The 21280-nt window shown below is 38.2% G+C and carries 19 protein-coding genes and 1 pseudogene; 19 read left to right on the forward strand and 1 reads right to left on the reverse strand.

Translation table 11 applies throughout. The features are described 5' to 3' along the window. The first annotated feature begins 2 nt into the window (after positions 1-2). The 14 genes and pseudogenes from C1N55_RS05915 to C1N55_RS05980 all read left to right on the forward strand — a co-directional run bounded on the left by C1N55_RS05915 (position 3) and on the right by C1N55_RS05980 (position 13959). Positions 3-884, forward strand: a complete 882-nt coding sequence (locus C1N55_RS05915; protein ID WP_370452588.1) for a YicC/YloC family endoribonuclease — start codon at positions 3-5, stop codon at positions 882-884. 188 nt (positions 885-1072) lie between these two features. Next, positions 1073-1690: a guanylate kinase gene (gene gmk, locus C1N55_RS05920; RefSeq protein ID WP_137727963.1), complete on the forward strand. Its 618-nt coding sequence runs from the start codon at positions 1073-1075 to the stop codon at positions 1688-1690. A gap of 4 nt (positions 1691-1694) precedes the next feature. Further along, the gene (gene rpoZ, locus C1N55_RS05925) at positions 1695-1919 is read left to right on the forward strand and encodes a DNA-directed RNA polymerase subunit omega (RefSeq protein WP_137727964.1); all 225 of its coding nucleotides are present in this window, start codon (positions 1695-1697) and stop codon (positions 1917-1919) included. A 91-nt stretch (positions 1920-2010) separates the two neighbouring features. Further along, a pseudogene (gene coaBC, locus C1N55_RS05930) lies at positions 2011-2556 on the forward strand (bifunctional phosphopantothenoylcysteine decarboxylase/phosphopantothenate--cysteine ligase CoaBC); the annotation flags it as partial. A gap of 5 nt (positions 2557-2561) precedes the next feature. Continuing rightward, positions 2562-4976, forward strand: a complete 2415-nt coding sequence (gene priA, locus C1N55_RS05935) for a primosomal protein N' (protein WP_137727966.1) — start codon at positions 2562-2564, stop codon at positions 4974-4976. Positions 4977-5046: 70 nt separating this feature from the next. Continuing rightward, a complete protein-coding gene (gene def / locus C1N55_RS05940; RefSeq protein WP_137727967.1) occupies positions 5047-5538 on the forward strand; it encodes a peptide deformylase in 492 nt (163 codons plus the stop codon). Positions 5539-5540: 2 nt separating this feature from the next. Beyond that, the gene (fmt, locus tag C1N55_RS05945) at positions 5541-6482 is read left to right on the forward strand and encodes a methionyl-tRNA formyltransferase (protein WP_137727968.1); all 942 of its coding nucleotides are present in this window, start codon (positions 5541-5543) and stop codon (positions 6480-6482) included. Beyond that, positions 6479-7837, forward strand: a complete 1359-nt coding sequence (gene rsmB / locus C1N55_RS05950; protein ID WP_137727969.1) for a 16S rRNA (cytosine(967)-C(5))-methyltransferase RsmB — start codon at positions 6479-6481, stop codon at positions 7835-7837. The genes fmt and rsmB overlap by 4 nt, the downstream gene beginning before the upstream one ends. A gap of 27 nt (positions 7838-7864) precedes the next feature. After that, positions 7865-9019 (forward strand): dual-specificity RNA methyltransferase RlmN, encoded by a 1155-nt coding sequence (rlmN, locus tag C1N55_RS05955; protein WP_137727970.1) that lies wholly within the window; start codon positions 7865-7867, stop codon positions 9017-9019. A 13-nt stretch (positions 9020-9032) separates the two neighbouring features. Next, positions 9033-9779, forward strand: a complete 747-nt coding sequence (locus C1N55_RS05960; RefSeq protein ID WP_137727971.1) for a Stp1/IreP family PP2C-type Ser/Thr phosphatase — start codon at positions 9033-9035, stop codon at positions 9777-9779. 2 nt (positions 9780-9781) lie between these two features. Further along, positions 9782-11755 carry a Stk1 family PASTA domain-containing Ser/Thr kinase gene (gene pknB, locus C1N55_RS05965; protein ID WP_137727972.1) on the forward strand — a complete coding sequence of 658 codons (1974 nt, stop codon included), beginning with the start codon at positions 9782-9784 and terminating at the stop codon, positions 11753-11755. Positions 11756-11759: 4 nt separating this feature from the next. After that, the gene (gene rsgA, locus C1N55_RS05970) at positions 11760-12641 is read left to right on the forward strand and encodes a ribosome small subunit-dependent GTPase A (protein WP_137727973.1); all 882 of its coding nucleotides are present in this window, start codon (positions 11760-11762) and stop codon (positions 12639-12641) included. Between the two features lie 2 nt (positions 12642-12643). Beyond that, on the forward strand, positions 12644-13309 hold the full coding sequence (rpe, locus tag C1N55_RS05975; RefSeq protein WP_137727974.1) for a ribulose-phosphate 3-epimerase: 666 nt from the start codon (positions 12644-12646) through the stop codon (positions 13307-13309). Then, complete coding sequence (locus C1N55_RS05980; RefSeq protein WP_137727975.1) at positions 13309-13959, forward strand: thiamine diphosphokinase; 651 nt, start codon at positions 13309-13311, stop codon at positions 13957-13959. Before rpe ends, C1N55_RS05980 begins: the two co-directional genes overlap by 1 nt. A gap of 698 nt (positions 13960-14657) precedes the next feature. On the opposite strand, the gene rpmB is transcribed toward C1N55_RS05980, so the two are convergent. After that, positions 14658-14846: a 50S ribosomal protein L28 gene (gene rpmB, locus C1N55_RS05990; protein ID WP_036202868.1), complete on the reverse strand. Its 189-nt coding sequence runs from the start codon at positions 14844-14846 to the stop codon at positions 14658-14660. Positions 14847-15219: 373 nt separating this feature from the next. Between rpmB and C1N55_RS05995 the strand changes: the two genes are divergently transcribed. The 5 genes from C1N55_RS05995 (at position 15220) to recG (ending at position 21136) form a co-directional block, all read left to right on the forward strand. Beyond that, positions 15220-15582, forward strand: a complete 363-nt coding sequence (locus C1N55_RS05995) for an Asp23/Gls24 family envelope stress response protein (RefSeq protein WP_137727977.1) — start codon at positions 15220-15222, stop codon at positions 15580-15582. Positions 15583-15600: 18 nt separating this feature from the next. Next, on the forward strand, positions 15601-17250 hold the full coding sequence (locus tag C1N55_RS06000; protein WP_137727978.1) for a DAK2 domain-containing protein: 1650 nt from the start codon (positions 15601-15603) through the stop codon (positions 17248-17250). Positions 17251-17529: 279 nt separating this feature from the next. Next, complete coding sequence (sdaAB, locus tag C1N55_RS06005) at positions 17530-18192, forward strand: L-serine ammonia-lyase, iron-sulfur-dependent subunit beta (RefSeq protein ID WP_137727979.1); 663 nt, start codon at positions 17530-17532, stop codon at positions 18190-18192. A 12-nt stretch (positions 18193-18204) separates the two neighbouring features. Then, entirely contained in the window at positions 18205-19098 is an 894-nt protein-coding gene (sdaAA, locus tag C1N55_RS06010; protein ID WP_137727980.1) for an L-serine ammonia-lyase, iron-sulfur-dependent, subunit alpha, read from the forward strand. After that, positions 19091-21136, forward strand: coding sequence for an ATP-dependent DNA helicase RecG (recG, locus tag C1N55_RS06015; RefSeq protein ID WP_137727981.1), 2046 nt, complete (start codon positions 19091-19093; stop codon positions 21134-21136). The genes sdaAA and recG overlap by 8 nt, the downstream gene beginning before the upstream one ends. Positions 21137-21280: the final 144 nt, after the last annotated feature.

Consider the following 21280-nt stretch of genomic DNA (forward strand, 5'->3'; position numbering starts at 1 on the left):
TGATGACCTTGGTGCGTAGTATGACCGGTTTTGGCAGAGGTGTCACAGCTACGAATAATTATCAACTAACTGTTGAAGTTCGTTCAGTGAATCATCGTTTTCTAGAAATTTATTCGAAGTTTCCAAAAGAGTGGTTTGAGGCTGAAATTGCGACAAAAAAACAATTATCACAATATGTCAAACGTGGGAAGATTGATGTAGTAATCAATTTGAAACCCATTGGGAACGAGAATTTATCTATTCAAATCAATTGGCCTTTAATTGAAGCTTATAAATCCGCAAAGGAGCAGCTGCAAGAGGTCGTATCATTAGAAGAAAAATGGTCCATGCAGGAAATTCTTTCATTAGAGAATGTAATATCCTATGAAAAACAGGAAATATCACCTGAAGAGTTAATGGGATCGATACGACTTGCTGTAAAAGAAGCCGCAGAAAAGTTAGTGCAGATGCGAAATCAAGAAGGTCAGCAGTTGAAACAGGCTTTATTGAGCTATAATAGTCAATTACAGGAACTAATACAGCTTATTCGGGATTTGTCAGGAGAAGCAGTCAATAAGTTTCGTGATAAATTAATCGGTCGTTTAAAAGAAATCGGGAATTTAGACGTTCTAGAAGATCGATTATTAGCAGAGATAGCGATTTTTGCCGAAAAGGTTGATATCTCAGAAGAATTAGATCGATTGGATAGTCACTTTAAACAATTGGAGAGTACAATTGAAGAGTCAGACTCAATTGGGCGAAAATTGGATTTCCTCATGCAGGAAATGCATCGTGAAATTAATACGATTGGCTCTAAAAATCAAAATTCCGAGATTTCGGTCGCAGTTGTTCAATCCAAAACAATTTTAGAAAAAATGCGTGAACAAGTACAAAATATTGAATAATACATGTATCTCGCAGTTCTAAGATAGTAAAACTCTTTCTAATGAGTTTTTTTCTGAGAAAACCCTTATCCATTTAACTTTATACTTAGAAGAACAAAAAAGTCCCCACAAATTAAAATTTTACATTATACTGTAGTAATCATTAAAAATATTGTTGTAAAAGCAGTAAGTAAGGGAGTTTAAGAACAATGAGAAAAGAACGAGGTTTATTAATTGTTCTATCAGGCCCATCTGGTGTCGGTAAAGGAACAGTACGAAAAGAACTTTTTTCTAAGGCCGGCACTAATTATGAATATTCGATTTCAATGACAACTCGTGCGCCACGTGAAGGTGAAATTGATGGAGTCGATTACTTCTTTAAGTCGCGTGGAGAATTTGAATCGCTGATTGAAGAAGGCGGCTTACTAGAGCATGCTGAGTTTGTTGGTAACTATTATGGCACGCCACTTGCCTATGTTAATGAGACATTGGACGCAGGTCGAGATGTTTTTCTAGAAATAGAAGTGCAAGGAGCTGCTCAAATTCGTGAAAAAGCTCCAGAAGCTCTGTTCATCTTCCTTGCACCACCAAGTATTTCTGAGTTGCAAAATCGTCTGATTGGACGCGGTACTGAAACAGAAGAAATTATCAAAAAGAGAATCGACACGGCTCGAAATGAGCTTGAAATGATGAGTTTATATGATTATGTGGTTGAAAATGATGAAATTCAAAATGCATGTGATAAAATAAATTCTATCATTGTTGCGGAGCATTGCCGCCGTGAACGTATTGAAAAAACCTATTTGTCTATGTTGAGAGGAGAATAAATTTATGTTATACCCATCTATTGACGTTTTAAAAAATAAAATTGATTCAAAATATTCCTTGGTGAGCTTAGCTTCTAAACGTGCTCGTCAAATGCAAGAAGAAGGCGACGAGCAATTATCGACTTACGTTTCATACAAACCAGTAGGTAAAGCTTTGGAAGAAGTAGCAGCTGGCGTACTTAAGAAAGTAAAACAAGACGAATCAACGATTTACGAAGACGAAGTATAAGACAGTTTTAGGTTGTAGATATGTTGTAATCAGGTAGCTCCCGAAGAATGAATTTTTCTTTGGGAGCTTGTCATTTGAAAGGAGATTAGTTATGCAAAAAAATATTTTGCTTTGTGTATCAGGCGGTATTGCAGTCTATAAAGCTGTAGCATTAGTTAGTAATTTAACGAAAGCCAACTTTCATGTAAAAGTCATGATGACAGAATCTGCAAGGGAGTTTGTAACTCCACTTACTTTTCAAGTTATGTCAAAGAATGATGTCTTTTTCGATACATTTGACGAAAAGGACTCAAGTAAAATTGCTCATATTGATTTAGCAGATTGGGCTGATTTAATTCTTGTAGCTCCAGCCACAGCCAATGTAATTGGAAAACTGGCGAATGGTATAGCAGATGATATGGTGACTACTACTCTACTTGCTGCTACCTGTCCTGTTTGGCTAGCTCCTGCCATGAATGTACATATGTATGATCATCCTGCTGTAAAACGAAATATTGCCCAACTTGCAGAGGATGGGTGTTCCTTTATAGAGCCTTCCGAAGGATTTTTAGCCTGTGGGTATGTCGGTAAAGGGCGCCTGGAAGAACCGGAAAAAATAACACAAATTGTGGTCGACTTTTTCAATAAAGAAGCAAAAAGTAAATGATTACCGTTGCTGAAGTTATCGTGGATGTTGCCGCATATCCTGTCGATCGCCCTTTTGATTATTTAGTGCCTGCTGACATGGCACAAATTATCGAGATGGGGAGTCGAGTTAAAGTACCATTTGGACCACGAAATGTACTCGGATTTGTTGTGGCTATTAAAAACGAAACCGATGTCCCATTGGAAAAGATTAAACCAGTTTCAGAAATTCTGGATATTGAACCGGTTTTAACAAAGGAAATGCTTGAGCTTGCGAAATGGTTAAAGAATGAAACGATTTGCTATGAAATAGATGCTCTTCAAGTAATGCTTCCTTCTGCCTTAAGAGCAAAATATGAAAAAATGGCAAGCTTGCAATCAGATATTGGGCTTTTACCTATTGAGCTTCAAAATATTTTTGGTACTTCCCGAAAGGCTAATATTAAAGAATTTGAAAAAAACAATTTGCTCCCCGAGTTAAAACAAGCTATAAAAAACAAATTGATAGTAATCGAGAATGTCGTTAAACAAAAAGGGAAAGTAAAGGAAGTTCGTAAAGTTCAAATTATTGGAGATGCTCAAAAATTAACTGAGATTCATGAACACATTTCAAATCGTGCCAAGAAACAAAAGCAGATTGTCGAGTGGATGCAGTTTCATCTTGGAGAAATAATGGATCCCGAAATCATCTATAAAGAGACAAGTTCTTCATCCCATGTTTTAAACGCAGTAGTTGAACTAGGAGCCGCAGCATTTGTTCAAGAAGAGATGTATCGAGATCCTTTCTTAAAAGATGTTCAAAAAACGAATTTCCTAAGTTTAACAGATGAACAATCAGTTGCATTAAATCAAATTATGAATGCAATCGATGAACAGGAACCTAAAACCTTTTTGTTACAAGGGGTTACAGGTAGTGGTAAAACGGAAGTGTATTTGCAAACCATCGCCAAAGTTTTGAATGATGGTAAGGAGGCAATCTTATTAGTTCCTGAAATCTCCTTAACACCACAAATGACTGAACGCTTTCGTTCTCGATTTGGTGAATTGGTAGCTGTTATGCACAGTGGCTTATCTGTTGGTGAAAAGTATGATGAGTGGCGAAAAATTCATCAAGGAAAAGTAAAGGTGGTTGTTGGGGCTCGATCAGCCGTGTTTGCACCCTTTGAAAACGTAGGGATCATCATCTTGGACGAAGAACACGAATCAACCTATAAGCAAGAGGATTCCCCAAGGTACCATGCTCGAGATGTTGCAATTTGGCGAAGTAAGTATCATAAGTGTCCAGTAATATTAGGAAGTGCAACCCCATCGTTAGAATCCTTTGCACGTGCAAAGAAAAATGTGTATACGTTACTAACCTTAAAGGAACGTGCATTAAAGCAATCATTACCTAAAGTACATATTGTCGATATGCGTGATGAGTTGAAAAAAGGGAATCGTTCAATGTTCTCCCAAAGCCTAGTGGAATCCATTCAAGTTCGTTTGGAAAGAAAAGAACAGATTGTTCTATTCCTAAACCGACGCGGCTATTCATCTTTTGTACTTTGTCGGGATTGCGGAACAGTTTTGCAATGCGAAAATTGTGATATCTCCTTAACCTATCACCGAAAAAATGAAAAATGTAAATGTCATTATTGTGGCTTTGAAATTCATGTGCCAAAAAACTGCCCACAATGTCAAAGTGACCATATCCGTTTTTTTGGTACAGGCACACAAAAAGTTGAGGAAGAATTAGCTAAATTATTTCCAGGGGCTAGAGTACTCCGAATGGATGTTGATACCACACGTGCAAAAGGGTCACATGAGCAGTTATTACAAGCATTTGGTGATGGAGAAGCAGATATTTTGCTAGGTACACAAATGATTGCAAAGGGGCTTGATTACCCAAACATTACATTGGTAGGCGTATTAAGTGCGGATACATCTCTTCATTTACCTGACTTCAGAGCAGCTGAAAAAACATTCCAGCTACTAACGCAAGTAAGTGGACGAGCTGGTAGACATGATAAGCCAGGAGAAGTAGTCGTGCAAACTTATACTCCCGAACACTATGCAATCGAATTATCAGAAGCGCAAAACTATGATCCGTTTTATGAACGTGAAATGTATATGCGCCACCAAGCAGGCTACCCACCCTATTATTATTTGGCACTAATTCAAGTATCCCATGAGGATGTATTAATGGCAGCGGATTATGCGGGTAAAGCAGTAGAGTGGTTACGTTCGCAGCTTTCTTTTAACGTTTCGATAATTGGACCAACTGCTGCCGGTATCAGTCGCCTCCAAAATAGATATCGTTATCAATGTTTGATAAAATACAAAGTAGAGCCAGATTTAATCCCAACCTTATTGCAACTGATTAAGATTTACCGTTCAGATTGGATAAAAAAAGGAATTAATTTGACTGTAGATTTAGATCCAAACATGATTTAAACAAAATAGGTAGAGTTAAAAATGATGATACGAATAAGCTTAGAGAAGTGTAGAAAGAGGTAAACTAATAATGGCAATTAAAGAAGTAGTAAAGCATCCAGCAAAGGTGCTTACAGAAAAATGTAAAGAAGTTACGGAAATTAATGAAGAAATAATTACACTTCTTGATGATTTATATGACACGATGGTGGAGCATGATGGCGTTGGGATTGCGGCACCGCAAATAAATGTGCCACTACGTGTGGCAATAGTAGAGCTTGGCGAAGAACGTGATATTTTAGAGATGATTAATCCAACTGTTATTGAAACTTCTGGAGCAGAAGTAGATATAGAGGGATGTTTGAGCTTCCCGAATCTATTTGGTGAAGTGGAACGCCCAACTTATGTAAAGATTGAAGCATGTGATCGTGAAGGTCGCGTTTATGAATTAGAAGCAGGTGGCTTTGATGCTCGTGCAATTCTGCATGAAATTGATCATCTAGATGGTGTTTTATTTGATTCAAAATTAATTCGGGTTGTCACAGAGGAAGAGTTAGCTCAAATGTATGGCGAGGAGGAATAAAAATGACTTCAGTTGTTTTTATGGGGACACCGGATTTTTCAGTCCCAATTTTACGAATGATTCACGAAGAAGGGTATGATGTATTAGCTGTTGTTACTCAACCTGATCGTCCGGTTGGTCGTAAAAGAGTGTTAACACCACCTCCAGTAAAAGCAGAGGCTATACGTTTAGGACTTCCAGTGATTCAACCTGAGAAATTACGTAATTCCAAAGAGCTGCAAGAAATAATTGATTTGAATCCAGATATCGTGGTTACAGCAGCATTTGGACAAATTTTACCGAAAGCATTACTGGATGCGCCTCTTCTTGGCTGCATCAATGTTCATGCCTCTCTTTTACCAAAGTATCGTGGTGGAGCTCCGATACATCAAGCAATTATTGATGGAGAAGAAAAGACAGGTGTAACAATCATGTACATGGCTGAGAAATTGGATGCCGGTGACATAATTACACAACATGCGATTGCTATTGAAGATGGAGATAATACAGGTACAATGTTCGAGAAGTTGAGTGTAGTAGGGAAAGAATTATTAAAAGAAACTCTACCTTTAATTATCGAAGGGAAAAATGAGCGAATTCCTCAGGATGAAGAAAAAGTAACGTTTGCACATAATATTTCGCGTGAACAAGAGCGCGTTAATTGGTCTAATAGTTCGAGAGATGTGTTCAATCAAGTTCGTGGTTTAACACCTTGGCCAACCGCTTATACAACTTTCCATGGTGAAAATGTGAAATTATGGTCTGTTAAAGAAGGCGATCGTGTTACCAGCCAAACACCAGGGGAAGTTGTGAAAATTAACAAAGAGAGCTTTGAAGTTGCTACCGGTGATGGAAAGTCCATTGTTATTTTCGAATTACAGCCTGCTGGAAAAAAACGAATGACAGCACAAGACTACCTTCGTGGAACGGGATCGAAACTATCGATAGGGGACCAATTTGAATGACAAAAAAGAAAGAACAAATTTGGGACGGCAATGTTCGAGATGCAGCATTAACAATTCTGTTAGCAGTAGACAAACATCAAGCCTATAGTAACCTTTTGCTAAATCAAACAATCAATAAATATAAAATCGAAACGAAAGATCGTGCTCTTTTAACTGAGCTAACATATGGCCCACTTCAGCACAAGTATACACTTGATTATTACCTAGAGCCTTTTATCAAAGGAAAGATGGACCTTTGGGTAAAGTGGCTTCTTCGACTTTCTCTTTATCAAATGGAATATTTGGACCGTGTTCCGGATCATGCAGCCGTAAATGAAGCTGTTGAAATCGCCAAACGTAGAGGCCATAAAGGGATAGCTTCTGTGGTAAACGGAGTATTACGCTCCATTTTACGGCAAGGTGTTCGTTCTACTGAAGAAATTACAGATCCCGCGAAACGTTTAGCAATAGAAACGAGTCATCCTGAGTGGCTAGTTGAACGATTTATGGAAGCGTATGGGTTCGAAAAAACAAAGGAAATGCTAGAAGAAAATAATGTACCACCAATTGCCTCTGTTCGTGTGAACACAACAAAAGCAACAGTGGAAGAAGTATTAGCATTGTTGGCGCAAGAGGGTGTAAAAGCAGAGCAAAGTAAAGTAATGCCTGAATGTCTTCATCTATTGAGTGGGCAAGCTTCACGAACACAAGCGTTTAAAGAGGGCTATATTACAATACAAGATGAGAGCTCAATGATGCCAGCAAATGCGCTTAATCCACAACCAGGTTGGCGAGTACTGGATATGTGTGCTGCACCTGGCGGTAAAACAACACACATGGCAGAAAAAATGAAAAATGAAGGTTCAATTCTAGCTACAGATCTTCATCCACATAAACTGGATTTAATAGATGAGACAAGTACACGTCTTGGTTTAAAAATCATAGAAACTGCTCCAGTTGATGGACGTAGAGCAGCACAACTCTTACAAGCAGAATCATTCGATGCCGTATTAGTTGATGCACCGTGCTCAGGTCTAGGTGTAATGAGACGAAAACCTGATATTAAATATACAAAGCGGGAAGAAGACTTATCGAGACTGCATGATATTCAGCTTGAGCTATTAGACAATGCAGTGATGGTTTTAAAAAAAGGTGGTCGTCTCGTTTATAGTACATGTACTGTAAATAGGGAAGAAAATGAAGAAACTGTTCAGGCGTTTTTAGCGTCTCATCCTGAAATGGAATCCGTACAGCTAGAAAATTTACCGAAAGAACTATTAGAAAGAAGCCAGGGTGGTATGCTACAAGTATTCCCGCAAGATTTTGGGAGCGATGGATTTTTTGTAGCAGCCTTTCGAAAAAGCGAACAAGATTAGACATAAAAAGGAGAATCCGAAGTACTAATGGATGAAAATAAAATTAATGAACGTATACAGGACTTAGTGGAAGAGGCTGATCAAAAGCCGGAAGAAAAACCTCTTCGTCGCCGTGAGAAAAAAGAAAAAGTACAACTAAAGGAATCAATCTATTCACTAAGACCTGACGAATTAGGGGAATGGTTAACAGCAAACGGTGAAAAAGCCTTTCGAGCAGGACAAATATACGAATGGTTATATGAAAAACGCGTTAAGACCTTTGATGAAATGTCTAACTTATCAAAAGCTTTACGTGAAAAATTAGCAGAGAATTTCTTATTAACAACACTTTCAACGATTATTAAACAAGAATCCAAGGATGGCACGATTAAGTTTTTATTCCAGCTACAGGATGGCTATTCAATTGAGACGGTATTAATGCGCCATGAATATGGAAATTCTGTCTGTGTAACGACACAAGTAGGCTGCCGTATCGGTTGTACATTCTGTGCCTCAACGCTAGGTGGGTTAAAACGTCACTTATTGGCCGGTGAAATTGTGGAGCAGGTAGTTAAAGTACAACAAGAACTAGATAAAGAAGACGCACGCGTATCTCACATCGTTATTATGGGAATTGGTGAACCATTCGATAACTACGATGCGATGATGAACTTCTTGAAAGTGATTAATAATGATAAAGGTTTAAATATCGGTGCACGTCATATTACTGTGTCTACTTCAGGTATTGTGCCGAAAATTTACCAATTTGCAGACGAAGAATTACAAATCAACTTTGCAGTATCATTACACGCACCAAACCAAGAGGCACGCCAAAAATTAATGCCAATTGCAAGAGCTTATAAACTTGATGAGCTTTTAGAAGCAGTTCGTTATTATACGAAAAAAACGGGGCGTCGTGTCAGCTTTGAGTATGGCTTAATGTCAGGTGAAAATGATTCGGTTGAAGTTGCCGAAGAATTAGCGAATTTAATAAAGGGCATTAAATGCCATGTGAACTTAATTCCTATTAACTATGTACCAGAGCGTGATTATATTCGTACTTCACGTAATAGCATTTTTGCCTTTGAAAAAACTTTAAAGAAACGCGGTATAAACGTAACAATTCGCCGTGAGCAAGGTGCTGATATTGCAGCTGCTTGTGGACAGCTACGTGCACAAGAACGCCAAGAAGAAACGAAGTAGGTAGGTGACTTAAGTGAAGTTTACAGTCGAGAGTGATGTAGGACGTAAACGAATGGTTAATGAAGATCGGGTTGCTTTTTTTGAGCATCCCGATCACTTTAAGCTTGCCATATTAGCGGATGGTATGGGCGGCCATAATGCTGGCGATGTTGCTAGCGAAATGGCAATTGAAGAGATGAAATCTTTCTTTCTGAACTTAAATGTTGTGCAACTGGACTCAATAGAGACGAAAAAACAATGGATGCTAGAAACGATTCAGTCAGTAAATGAAAAGATTTATAACCATTCCTTATCACATGAAAGCTGTAAGGGGATGGGGACTACCTTAATTGCAATGCTGATAGATGGAAACGACTGTCTAATCGGTCACATTGGGGATAGTCGAGTCTATTATTTCACGTCCGATTCGGTTTCCCTAATTACAAGGGACCATTCATATGTTAATTTTCTTGTGGAATATGGAGAAATAAGTGAAGAGGAAGCAGAAAATCATCCTCAAAAAAACTTTATTGTAAAGTCGCTTGGGACAGAAAGTACGATTGAACCGGATTTTTATGAGCTGAAATTAGCGGAAGCGACGAATGTGTTAATCTGCTCAGATGGTTTAAGTAATAAACTTTCTACGGAAGAGATGGCAGCAATCTTGACCTTGCCTTTATCTATCAAAGAAAAAGGTAAAAAGCTAATACAACTAGCCAATGATTCAGGTGGAGAGGATAATATTTCAGTGATTTTATTATCTAACGATGAGGAGGTGTAGAGATGCTTGAAGGAAAACGAATAAATGACCGTTATAAGATATTAGAACTAATTGGTGGAGGCGGGATGTCTAATGTTTATTTAGCACATGATATGATTCTTAATCGTGATGTTGCTGTAAAGGTACTCCGCTATGATGCAGCAAACGAAGAAGAATTTCATCGCCGTTTCCAAAGGGAAGCACTATCAGCTACAAGCCTTACACATTCGAATATCGTAAGTATTTATGATGTTGGTGAAGACCAAGAGATGCACTACATCGTGATGGAATATATAAAAGGCAAAACATTAAAACAATACATAAATGAGTTTTCGCCTTTATCGCCTGCTAGAAGTGTTCAAATTATGAAGCAATTGACTTCGGCTATTGCTCATGCACATGAAAATCAAATTATTCATCGGGACATTAAGCCTCAAAATATATTGGTTGATAGTGAAGGGAATGTAAAAATTACCGATTTTGGTATAGCAACTTCACTAACAGCAACGAGCTATACAAAAACAAATTCAGTGATTGGGACAGTCCATTATTTGTCACCTGAACAGGCGCGTGGAGGAACGGCTACTAATCAATCAGATATTTATGCACTTGGAATTGTGTTGTATGAATTATTAACAGGTGAACTTCCGTTTTCTGGGGAATCCGCCGTTTCTATTGCATTAAAGCATTTGCAGGCAGAAACACCATCAATTAGAGCAATAGATGCTTCCATTCCACAAAGTTTAGAAAATGTGGTGTTAAGGGCTACTGCAAAAAATCCTCTTCATAGATACCCTTCAGTTGAGGCAATGGAAGAGGACCTGCAAACGGTTTTATCTCCAAATCGTATGAATGAAAAGAAATTTGCACCACCTGTAGACGATGAAGAAACAAAAGCAATCCCAATTATTAAAGAGCCGTTACCAATTGGTGAAATAGCAAATACCAAAATTTTAAATCAAGAAACAGGCAAAATCGAAAAAGTCGAGCAAACAAAAAAGAAGAAAGAACCTAAAGGCGAAAAGAAGAAAAAAAGCCGCGGTAAAATTTGGGGAATAATTCTTGCTTCAATTTTAATTGTCATCTTGGCTGCGATTTTACTATTCAACTTGTTAAGTCCAAAGCAGGTTGAAATTCCGGATGTAGCTAGTTTGGAACTTGAAAATGCGATTGAAAAGCTAGAAAGTGCGGGCTTTACTATCGGCGAAACGAAAGAAAAGCATTCCGAGGAAATTGAAGAAGGGCTTGTAATAGAAACAAATCCGAAAGCTGGCTTATCACGGGTAGAAGGTACAGAAATAACGATTTATACGAGCCTGGGTAATGAGACGGTCGAAATGGATGAATATGTAGGAAAGCAGATTGACCAGGTTACATCAATACTGGAAAACAGCGAGTTTGAAGATCTGATTGTGAATAGAGAAAATTCCGATCAACCTGAAGGCACGATCATTGCCCAAGAACCAAAGGCCGGAGAAGAAATTGTACCGGGTGAAACTGTCATTACACTTACTGTTAGTGATGGAAAAAGATATGGAACAGTTGAAGATCTTTCAGGCTATAACAAAGCCTCATTAAAGAGCTATGAACAAAGATCCGGATTTAAGGTTGAAATCAAGGAAGAGAATTCGGATTCTGTTCCTGCCGGTGAAGTGATCGAACAAGATCCTAAAGCAAACAAAAGCTTGGAAATCGGTGGCAAAATCTACGTAGTTGTTTCCTTGGGGCCGAAAGAAAAAGAATCTAAACTATATGTAAAAACTATTAAGATTCCTTATGAGCCAGTCAATCTAGGAGATGAACAACAGGTTCGCATCTTTATTCAAGATAAAACTCATACAATGGTTGAACCTTTTGCTGAATTTACGATTACAGAGGATACTTCTTATAAGATTGAGTTAGAAATAACTGAAGATCAACCTGCAGCTTACCGAGTTGAGCGCGATGCAATGAGGATTGATGAACAAACGATTCCATATAACAGTGTTGAGGAGTGAAACAATGGCTGAAGGCCAAATCCGTAAGGCGTTAAGTGGTTATTATTATGTTTTTTACAATGGGGAATTAGTACAATGTCGTGGTCGCGGTGTTTTCCGAAATCGAGGGGAGTCACCGCTCGTTGGTGATATTGTAGATTTTACCAAAGAAGGAGATTCGGATGGGACCATCATGAAGATCCATCCAAGAACAAATGAGCTTGTACGTCCACCTATCGCGAATATAGATCAAGCACTATTAGTGTTTTCAGTAAAGGAACCAGATTTTAATACAATTTTACTGGACCGTTTTCTAGTTGTTTTAGAATCCTTTAATGTAGAACCCATCATTTGTTTAACAAAAATAGATTTATTGTCAAATGAGGAGAGAGAGGGCCTGCAGAGCTATATTGATGATTATAAGGCGATCGGTTATGAAATCATTGAAACCTATAAAGAGGACTCTTCTCTATTGGAAGTTTTACAGCCGATTTTAAAAGGGCAAACGTCTGTATTAGCAGGACAATCTGGTGTGGGAAAATCGACTTTGTTAAACACTTTACTGCCAGAATTACAATTGGAAACGGGCGTCATTTCTCAAAGTCTGGGCCGTGGAAAGCACACTACACGCCATGTTGAGCTTATAGAGGTTTGTGATGGTCTTTTGGCTGATACACCTGGGTTTAGCTCATTCGATTTTGATACAATCGAAAAGGAAGAGTTAACTGCATGTTTCCCTGAATTTAGCAGATTAAGTGAAGGCTGCAAATTTAGAGGATGCTTACATATAAAAGAGCCAAAATGTGCAGTTAAAGAAGGACTTGAAACAGGAGAAGTGAAGGAATATCGTTACGAGCACTATCAACAGTTCTTACAAGAAATAATTGATCGAAAGCCGAGGTATTAGTGATGATTAAAATTGCACCATCAATATTGTCTGCAGATTTTGCAAAATTAGGACAAGAAGTAAAAGAAGTAGAGGCTGCTGGGGCAGAGCTGATCCATATTGATGTAATGGATGGCCATTTTGTGCCAAATATTACAATGGGGCCTATCGTTGTAGAGGCATTGCGTCCTATTACAAAATTACCTCTGGATGTTCATTTAATGATTGAAAATCCAGATAATTATATCGAACAATTTGCAAAAGCTGGTGCAGACTATATTTCTGTACATGTCGAGGCATGCAGACATTTGCATCGTACCATTCAATTAATTCGATCACTAGATGTGAAAGCGGGAGTGGTATTAAATCCACATACACCGATTGAATCTATTCAACATATATTAGAAGATATTGATTTTGTTCTCTTTATGACGGTTAACCCAGGTTTTGGTGGGCAAAAATTCATTTCATCAGTTGTACCTAAAATCGAAGCTCTTTCAAGAATCATTAAGGAACGCGGGTTAGATATCGAGATCGAAGTGGATGGCGGTATTACAGCTGAAACGATTGGTGATTGCGCAAAAGCAGGTGCAACGCTGTTTGTAGCAGGTTCTGCGATATATAATAAAGAGGATCGTGCCAAGGCCTTACAAGAGATTAAGACTGCTGGTGAGGCTGTACTCCAATAATGACTAGCGTTGTAATCTGTTCAGGTGGGCCTAAGAGAGAACTTTGCTCATTTGATGAATTTAAGGCTGAAAATGCACTCTTTATAGGTGCCGATAAAGGAGCTCTTTACCTAATAGAAGAGGACATCATACCCAATGATATTGTTGGTGACTTTGATTCACTATCTGCAGAAGAATGGCAACGAGTATCAAAAATTGCACTTAACTGTGAAAAGGTGCAGGCTGAAAAAGACGAGACAGATACGGACCTAGCGCTTATAAAGGCAGTAACGTATAATCCATCAGAAATCTATCTAACAGGAGTTACAGGAGGAAGGTTGGATCATTTTGAGGCAGCACTTCGTTCCATGTACCGATTACAAAAAGATTATCCACAAATTCAAATAAAAATAATAAACTCTCATAATGAAATTCGCATACTATTGCCTGGGGAACATACTATAATACGAGATGAAAAGTTTCGATATATTTCATTTTTTGCTTATGAAGATGAAGTAGAAAATGTAACAATAAGAGGTCTAAAATACGAGACTACCAAAGAACGCATTGAAATTGGCACTTCTCGCTTTACTAGTAATGAATTGATTTCTAGCCTTGGGTATATCTCCTTTTCATCAGGCATATGTTTAATGATAAGAAGCAGTGACTAAAAAGGAGGGCCAGCATTTGAGAGTTTATACATTTCAATTGCCGAAATTTGTTAGTAGTCTTACACGCAGTTGCATTAATTTATTTACAGGCGGCGGAAAGAAGAAGGAGAAAAAATAGTTCAAACCTTGTTTTTTCAGTAATTGCTTGCAATTTATGTCCCCACCCTGGTTCTTAAAATGAAAAATTGAATGGACCAGAGTGGGGCAGCTGCAAGTAAACCAAGTTGTGGATTGGCCAGTATGAATATTGGTTACATAAGTGTAGTCACAAGGTGGCCAATTTTTCGATGTTGGTCGTATCGCTATTTTGCAAATTGAAGATTCCAGCGTGTTGTGATGCACTTAATATGATCAGGGAGCCAATCAGTGGGGACTAAGAGCAAACATAAATTGGGACTTTTTTGCCTAATGTTCTTATTCTTTCATCCATGTGTTATGTTTCGCAATTCCCCATTGTTTGGATTACTTTTTAACATCATTTATTTAAAATTAGTGCTCCATATAGGTTTTTTCAGTAAAACAAAAAAGAACTGTCCTCTTAGAAAGTGGGCAGTTCTTTTTTAACGAATAAAAAGTTATCTGCATATGAGCAACTATGGTTAATACATGTTGATTAGCCAAGTTTTTTAATAGTAGAATAGAAAAAAACATCAATTTTTACAATTGTAAAAATCGATGCTTTACAGGTTAAAATACGATTAAACGCGTTCAACTTTACCAGATTTAAGCGCACGAGCAGAAACCCATACACGTTTTGGTTTACCGTTCACTAAAATACGAACTTTTTGTAAGTTTGCACCCCAAGTACGTTTGTTAGCGTTCATTGCGTGTGAACGATTGTTGCCTGAACGAGTTTTTCGACCAGTTACTACACATTGTTTAGGCATGTATATTCCCTCCTTACAGATGAATCTGAAAGATTGTTTTCAGTTCTATATTTCACATACTTTAATAATTTAACATAGACAGGAATCCTATGCAACAGTTTTCACATAACCTTTCAAGAAAAAATCCTTTACAGTATGAAAAAGAGTGTTAAAAATGGAAATACTATATAAAAAGAACTATGATATTAAAAAAGGCTAATTTATATTCCAATTAGTTAGAGCATAACTCTAGCTGTCTAATGGAGGCTAGACTTTATTTGTCAAAGATTTGGAAAATAAGACAATATGTAGACGAATACCTAGGTTTTCTTTTATAATCAATTTTTGTGTAGTACAATAGAATTTAGCGAAAATGAGCCAAGGGGGCAAAGTCATGTCAGTAGAAATTAATAATGATTTCGGCCATATCGATATTTCAAACGATGTAATTGCACAAATTGCTGGTGGAGCTGCAATCGAATGCTACGGTATCGTTGGAATGGCGTCAAAACATCAAATTCGTGATGGATTAACAGATATTTTACGAAAAGAAAACTTTGCAAAAGGTGTAATTATTCGTCAAGAAGGACAAGACCTTCATATTGATATGTATATTATCGTTAGTTATGGAACGAAGATTTCAGAAGTGGCTTACCAAGTTCAGTCAAAAGTAAAATACACAGTAAACAAAACATTAGGTATGAGCGTTAAATCAGTTAACATTTATGTTCAAGGCGTTCGTGTTATGAATGTGTAAGAGGAGGATTTAAATCGGATGAAGTCATTAGACGGAATCAAATTTGCAGAAATGGTGCAAATGGGTGCCCATAATTTATCTCAAAATGCAAATTATGTTGACTCTCTAAACGTATTCCCGGTTCCAGATGGAGACACAGGTACAAATATGAACCTATCAATGACATCTGGTGCAAAAGAAACAGAAAGTAATGTTGGGAAGCATATTGGGAAAACAGCACAAAGCTTATCAAAAGGATTATTAATGGGTGCACGAGGCAATTCGGGAGTAATCTTATCTCAATTATTCCGCGGTTTCGGAAAAGCCATTGAAAAAGACAGTGAAATTGATGCAATTCAGTTTGCTAATGCTTTTCAAGCAGGAGTGGATACTGCCTATAAAGCAGTAATGAAACCTGTTGAAGGAACAATTCTTACAGTAGCTCGTGAAGCAGCAGCTAAAGCGGTTGAAGTCGCACAAGATGAAGACAGTATTATAGCTGTAATGGAAGCAGTGGTGAGCGAAGGTAAGAACTCGCTAGACCGTACACCAGATCTATTACCTGTACTAAAAGAGGTTGGCGTTGTCGATAGTGGCGGCCAAGGACTGCTATTTGTTTACGAAGGATTCCTTGCTTCTTTAAAAGGTGAAGCGCTTCCAGCAAAAAATGACGCTTCATTGGATGATTTAATAAGTGCTGAGCATCATCGTGCACAGGATTTCATGAGCACAGAAGATATTGAATTTGGCTATTGTACAGAAATTATGGTTCGTCTTGAACAAGAAAAAGAACCTTTCGATGAAGCAAAATTCCGTGAAGAACTAAATGTAATGGGTGACTCCTTACTTGTTGTTTCCGATGATGAAATTGCAAAAGTACATATACACTCTGAAACGCCAGGTGCGGTACTTGCAGCAGGTCAGAAATACGGCAGCTTAATAAAAATCAAAGTTGATAATATGCGTGAACAGCATTCTGCAATTGTGAACGAACAACCTAATCTAGCCAGTGTGCCAAAGAAACAAGAAAAGCATCCTTATGCGGTAGTTACTATTGCCATGGGTGAAGGAATTGCGGAATTACTACGCAGCATTGGTGCTTCGTATGTTATTGAAGGTGGTCAAACAATGAACCCTTCTACCGAGGATATTGTAAAGGCTGTAAGAGAGGTTAACGCTGAACGCGTTATTATCTTACCGAACAATAAAAATATCATAATGGCTGCAGAACAAGCAGTTGAACTATTGGATATCGAAGCTGCAGTAGTGCCAACAAAAACAATTCCACAGGGGATGGCAGCAATCCTGGCATTTAACCCTGAAGCTTCAGTAGCTGACAATAAAGACGGCATGACAAATGCTTTCGCGCACGTTCAAACGGGTCAAGTGACTTTTGCCGTTCGTGACACGACAATTGATGGTGTAGAAATCCGTAAAGACGACTACATGGCATTAGCTGAAGGTAAAATCATTTTATCCACGCCGAAAATGTTAGATGCAGCCCAGAAAGTTGTGACTCAATTAGTGGATGAGGATTCAGAAATCATTACCATCATCTATGGCGAAGATGCAACAGAAGCCGAGGCAAATGAACTGGCAAGCTTCATCGAACAAAACTATCCGGATGCAGAAGTTGAAATTGTTGAAGGAAAACAATCATTATATCCATTCATTTTATCGATTGAATAATAGGCGATAAAAAGGGAATACCATTCTTTGCTAAATAAAAAGCTAACCAAAAAGGTTGTGAGCAGTACGACTTTTTGTGGTTGGCTTTTTGATTTTTCTCCAATCACAGCTCTTTTTCTAATGAAAATTCGATTTTCTGAAAAAAGAAGTATTCAAAAAAATATATATTTTGTGTGTCGATGAGTCTTCATGATAAACTAGGCTTAAAATAATAGATTTTATTTCTAATAACAAATCATTTTGGAGTTTAATATAATTGAGGGTAAGGAGGAGAGTAGGTTGAAATTTACTTCAGTATTTGACATCATCGGTCCAGTTATGATTGGACCTTCGTCTTCTCACACAGCGGGGGCTGCACGTATCGGACGAGTTGCGAGAGATTTATTTGGCCGAAAACCTAAATGGGCGAAAATTCACCTTTATGGTTCTTTTGCAGAGACATTCAAAGGACATGGAACGGATGTAGCAGTAGTTGGTGGATTACTAGATTTTGATACATTTGATGAACGCATTAAAACTGCGTTTGAGCATGCAAAAAATGAAGGATTAGCATTTGATATCATTCCAGAAACAGCAAATAAAGAACATCCAAATACTGCACGAATCGTAATGGGTGATGAAACAGGTGAAATGTCGGTGGAAGGGATTTCTATCGGTGGCGGTAAAATCGAGATTAGTGAAGTGAACGGCTTCAAGCTACGTTTAACTGGTGGTATGCCGGCGATTTTAGTCGTACATGATGATCGAGCGGGCTGTATTGCAAATGTGGCAAATTGTTTAGCAATGCATCATGTTAATATTGGCCATATGGAAGTCTCAAGAATCGAACGAGGCCAAACAGCATTAATGGTTATTGAAGTCGATCAAAACATTGATAATCGTATAATACAACAGATTTCATTGATTCCTAATATTACAAAAGTATCGAAAATTAATAACTAAGGAGTGAGCTTTGTGGACGTATTATTTCATAATGTAAGAGAATTAGTTGAACTTGCTGAAAAAGAAAATAAGCTCATTTCTGACATCATGATTGAACAAGAAATGAATATGAGTGGTCGCTCTCGAGAAGAAATTTTCACGCAAATGGACAGAAATTTAGTTGTCATGGAGCAAGCGGTTGAACGTGGATTAAATGGTGTGCAATCTGTTTCAGGGTTAACAGGAGGCGATGCTGTTTTACTTCAAAACTATATAGCATCAGGTAAAAGTCTTTCTGGCGATTTATTATTAGATGCTGTTAGTAAAGCGGTAGCAACAAATGAAGTGAATGCAGCAATGGGGACAATCTGTGCAACTCCAACTGCTGGATCAGCTGGAGTAGTGCCTGGAACACTGTTTGCAGTGAAAAATAAATTAAATCCAACACGTGAGCAAATGATTCGTTTCTTATTTACATCAGGCGCATTTGGCTTTGTAGTCGCAAATAATGCCTTTATCTCTGGAGCAGCAGGCGGCTGCCAAGCAGAAGTTGGTTCGGCGGCTGGTATGGCTGCTGCAGCAATTGTAGAGATGGCTGGTGGTACACCTGCTCAATGTTCGGAAGCGTTTGCAATTACATTGAAAAATATGCTTGGCCTTGTTTGTGATCCAGTTGCAGGTCTTGTAGAAGTTCCATGTGTGAAACGAAATGCAATGGGGGCAGCCAATGCAATGGTGGCTGCAGATATGGCGCTTGCTGGAATTACTAGTCGAATTCCTTGTGATGAAGTAATTGGTGCAATGTTTAGAATTGGTCAAACAATGCATCCGAGCTTAAAAGAGACAGCTCGTGGAGGACTTGCTGCAACACCAACTGGTAAGGCACTTGCTGCTAAAATTTTCGGAAGTGCAGTAGAAGTTGACTAATGTATTAGAACCAATTACAGCATTAAAAGGGATTGGAAAAGAAACGGCAGAGCACCTAAGTGAGATGGGTATCCACACTATCGAAGATCTAATTTGGACGTTCCCCTATCGTCATGAAGATTTTCGTCTAAAGGATTTAGCGGAGACACCGCACAATGAAAAAGTAACGATAGAAGCAAGAGTTGAAAGCGTTCCTTCTGTACTTTATCTAGGGAAAAACAAATCTAGAATCCAAGTTACAGTTTTAGCGGGAAGACATCTCGTAAAGGTAGTATTTTTTAATCAAAATTATTTAAGAACGAAACTGACGCCAGGTGAAATTGTAACGGTCTCGGGAAAATGGGACCGTGGTCGGCAAGTTATTAATGGTTCATCGATTAAATTCGGTCCCAAAACAGATAATACTGATTTTGAACCTGTGTATAGCCTAAAAGGCACAATTCACCAAAACAGGTTTCGCAAATATATGCGCCAGGCCTTAGATATACTTCAGGGTGAAATGACTGAAACACTTCCAAGTCATTTGATTGAGCAATATCAATTGCCAGCCATAGCAGATGCCTTGGAAGGTGTTCATTTTCCTAAAGATGCTGATCACGCTAAACAAGCAAGACGACGTTTTGTCTATGAAGAATTATTACAATTCCAATTACGGATTCAATCTTTAAGAAAAGTTCGAAAAGAAAATGAACAAGGAATTGCGATTCAATATGATGTGAAAAAGGTTCGCGAATTCATAAAGCAGATTTCTTTTGAACTGACAAATGCTCAAAAACGAGTTGTGAATGAAATCAGCAAGGATTTAAAAGAGCCACATCGCATGAATCGACTTTTACAAGGGGATGTAGGGTCGGGGAAAACAATTGTGGCTGCAATAGGGTTATATTCTGCAGTAACAGCAGGCTATCAGGGGGCATTAATGGCACCAACTGAAATCCTGGCAGAACAGCATGCCGAATCCTTAAGAGGCTGGTTTGATCCAATCGGTGTAAAAGTACACTTGCTTTCTGGTTCCACTAAAGCAAAAGAAAAGAAAATACTCTTAGAGCAACTGCTTAATGGGGAAATCGATATTTTAATTGGGACCCATGCTTTGATTCAACCAGATGTACAATTTAAAAATCTCGGTTTCGTTATTACGGATGAGCAGCATCGCTTTGGGGTTGAGCAACGCCGAATTTTACGGGATAAGGGAATGAACCCGGATGTGCTATTTATGACAGCAACGCCGATTCCTAGAACACTGGCTATAACTGCTTTTGGTGAAATGGATGTTTCCATTATTGATGAGTTGCCTGCAGGACGTAAGCAGATTGAAACGCATTGGTTGAAGAAAGAACAGTTAAATTCGAGTATATCAAAAATGGAATCTGAATTGCGAAATGGTAGGCAAGCCTATGTGATTTGTCCGCTAATTGAGGAATCAGATAAATTGGATGTTCAAAATGCTGTTGAAGTTTACGAACAGCTTGCTACCATTTTTAATGGACGATATAAAGTTGGGTTAATGCATGGTAGACTCCATTCTGATGAAAAAGATGCTGTTATGCGCGAGTTTTCTGATGGGGAAATTGATGTCTTAGTTTCGACAACCGTTGTAGAAGTTGGTGTTAATGTTCCAAACGCCACATTTATGATGATTTACGATGCTGATCGCTTTGGGCTGGCTCAGCTTCATCAATTACGTGGTCGTGTAGGTCGTGGTGAACATCAATCCTATTGTGTACTTTTGGCCGATCCAAAGTCCGAAGAAGGTAAAGAACGTATGATGTCTATGACACAGACAAATGATGGCTTCAAGCTTGCAGAAAAAGATTTAGAACTACGTGGGCCTGGAGATTTCTTTGGGAAAAAGCAAAGTGGGTTACCTGATTTTAAAATGGCAGATTTAGTGCATGATTATCGAACGTTGGAAGTAGCGAGACAGGACGCTGCCAAACTCATTTATGATGACCAATTCTGGCAGTCGGAGGAATATCGCTATTTACGGGAGATGCTAGAAGAGTCCGGCATTTTAAATGGAGAACGAATCGATTAATCGCTGAATCAGCTTAATAAAACGATTTTCGCTAAAATGGCGGAAATCGTTTTATTTTTGTCGAAAAATATAATTGGCGGAAATTTGAATAGAACTGGCGTATATATTCTCAAAAATGTCGCTATCCTCATTCTCTTCAAGACC

This window comes from Lysinibacillus sp. SGAir0095, from assembly GCF_005491425.1.
Lineage (GTDB): Bacteria > Bacillota > Bacilli > Bacillales_A > Planococcaceae > Ureibacillus.

Coding starts and splice junctions, on each gene's coding strand:
- C1N55_RS05915 (WP_370452588.1), top strand. CDS start 3: ATGACCTTGGTGCGTAGTATGACCGGTTTTGGCAGAGGTGTCACAGCT.
- gmk (WP_137727963.1), top strand. CDS start 1,073: ATGAGAAAAGAACGAGGTTTATTAATTGTTCTATCAGGCCCATCTGGT.
- rpoZ (WP_137727964.1), top strand. CDS start 1,695: ATGTTATACCCATCTATTGACGTTTTAAAAAATAAAATTGATTCAAAA.
- priA (WP_137727966.1), top strand. CDS start 2,562: ATGATTACCGTTGCTGAAGTTATCGTGGATGTTGCCGCATATCCTGTC.
- def (WP_137727967.1), top strand. CDS start 5,047: ATGGCAATTAAAGAAGTAGTAAAGCATCCAGCAAAGGTGCTTACAGAA.
- fmt (WP_137727968.1), top strand. CDS start 5,541: ATGACTTCAGTTGTTTTTATGGGGACACCGGATTTTTCAGTCCCAATT.
- rsmB (WP_137727969.1), top strand. CDS start 6,479: ATGACAAAAAAGAAAGAACAAATTTGGGACGGCAATGTTCGAGATGCA.
- rlmN (WP_137727970.1), top strand. CDS start 7,865: ATGGATGAAAATAAAATTAATGAACGTATACAGGACTTAGTGGAAGAG.
- pknB (WP_137727972.1), top strand. CDS start 9,782: ATGCTTGAAGGAAAACGAATAAATGACCGTTATAAGATATTAGAACTA.
- rsgA (WP_137727973.1), top strand. CDS start 11,760: ATGGCTGAAGGCCAAATCCGTAAGGCGTTAAGTGGTTATTATTATGTT.
- rpe (WP_137727974.1), top strand. CDS start 12,644: ATGATTAAAATTGCACCATCAATATTGTCTGCAGATTTTGCAAAATTA.
- C1N55_RS05980 (WP_137727975.1), top strand. CDS start 13,309: ATGACTAGCGTTGTAATCTGTTCAGGTGGGCCTAAGAGAGAACTTTGC.
- rpmB (WP_036202868.1), bottom strand. CDS start 14,846: ATGCCTAAACAATGTGTAGTAACTGGTCGAAAAACTCGTTCAGGCAAC.
- C1N55_RS05995 (WP_137727977.1), top strand. CDS start 15,220: ATGTCAGTAGAAATTAATAATGATTTCGGCCATATCGATATTTCAAAC.
- C1N55_RS06000 (WP_137727978.1), top strand. CDS start 15,601: ATGAAGTCATTAGACGGAATCAAATTTGCAGAAATGGTGCAAATGGGT.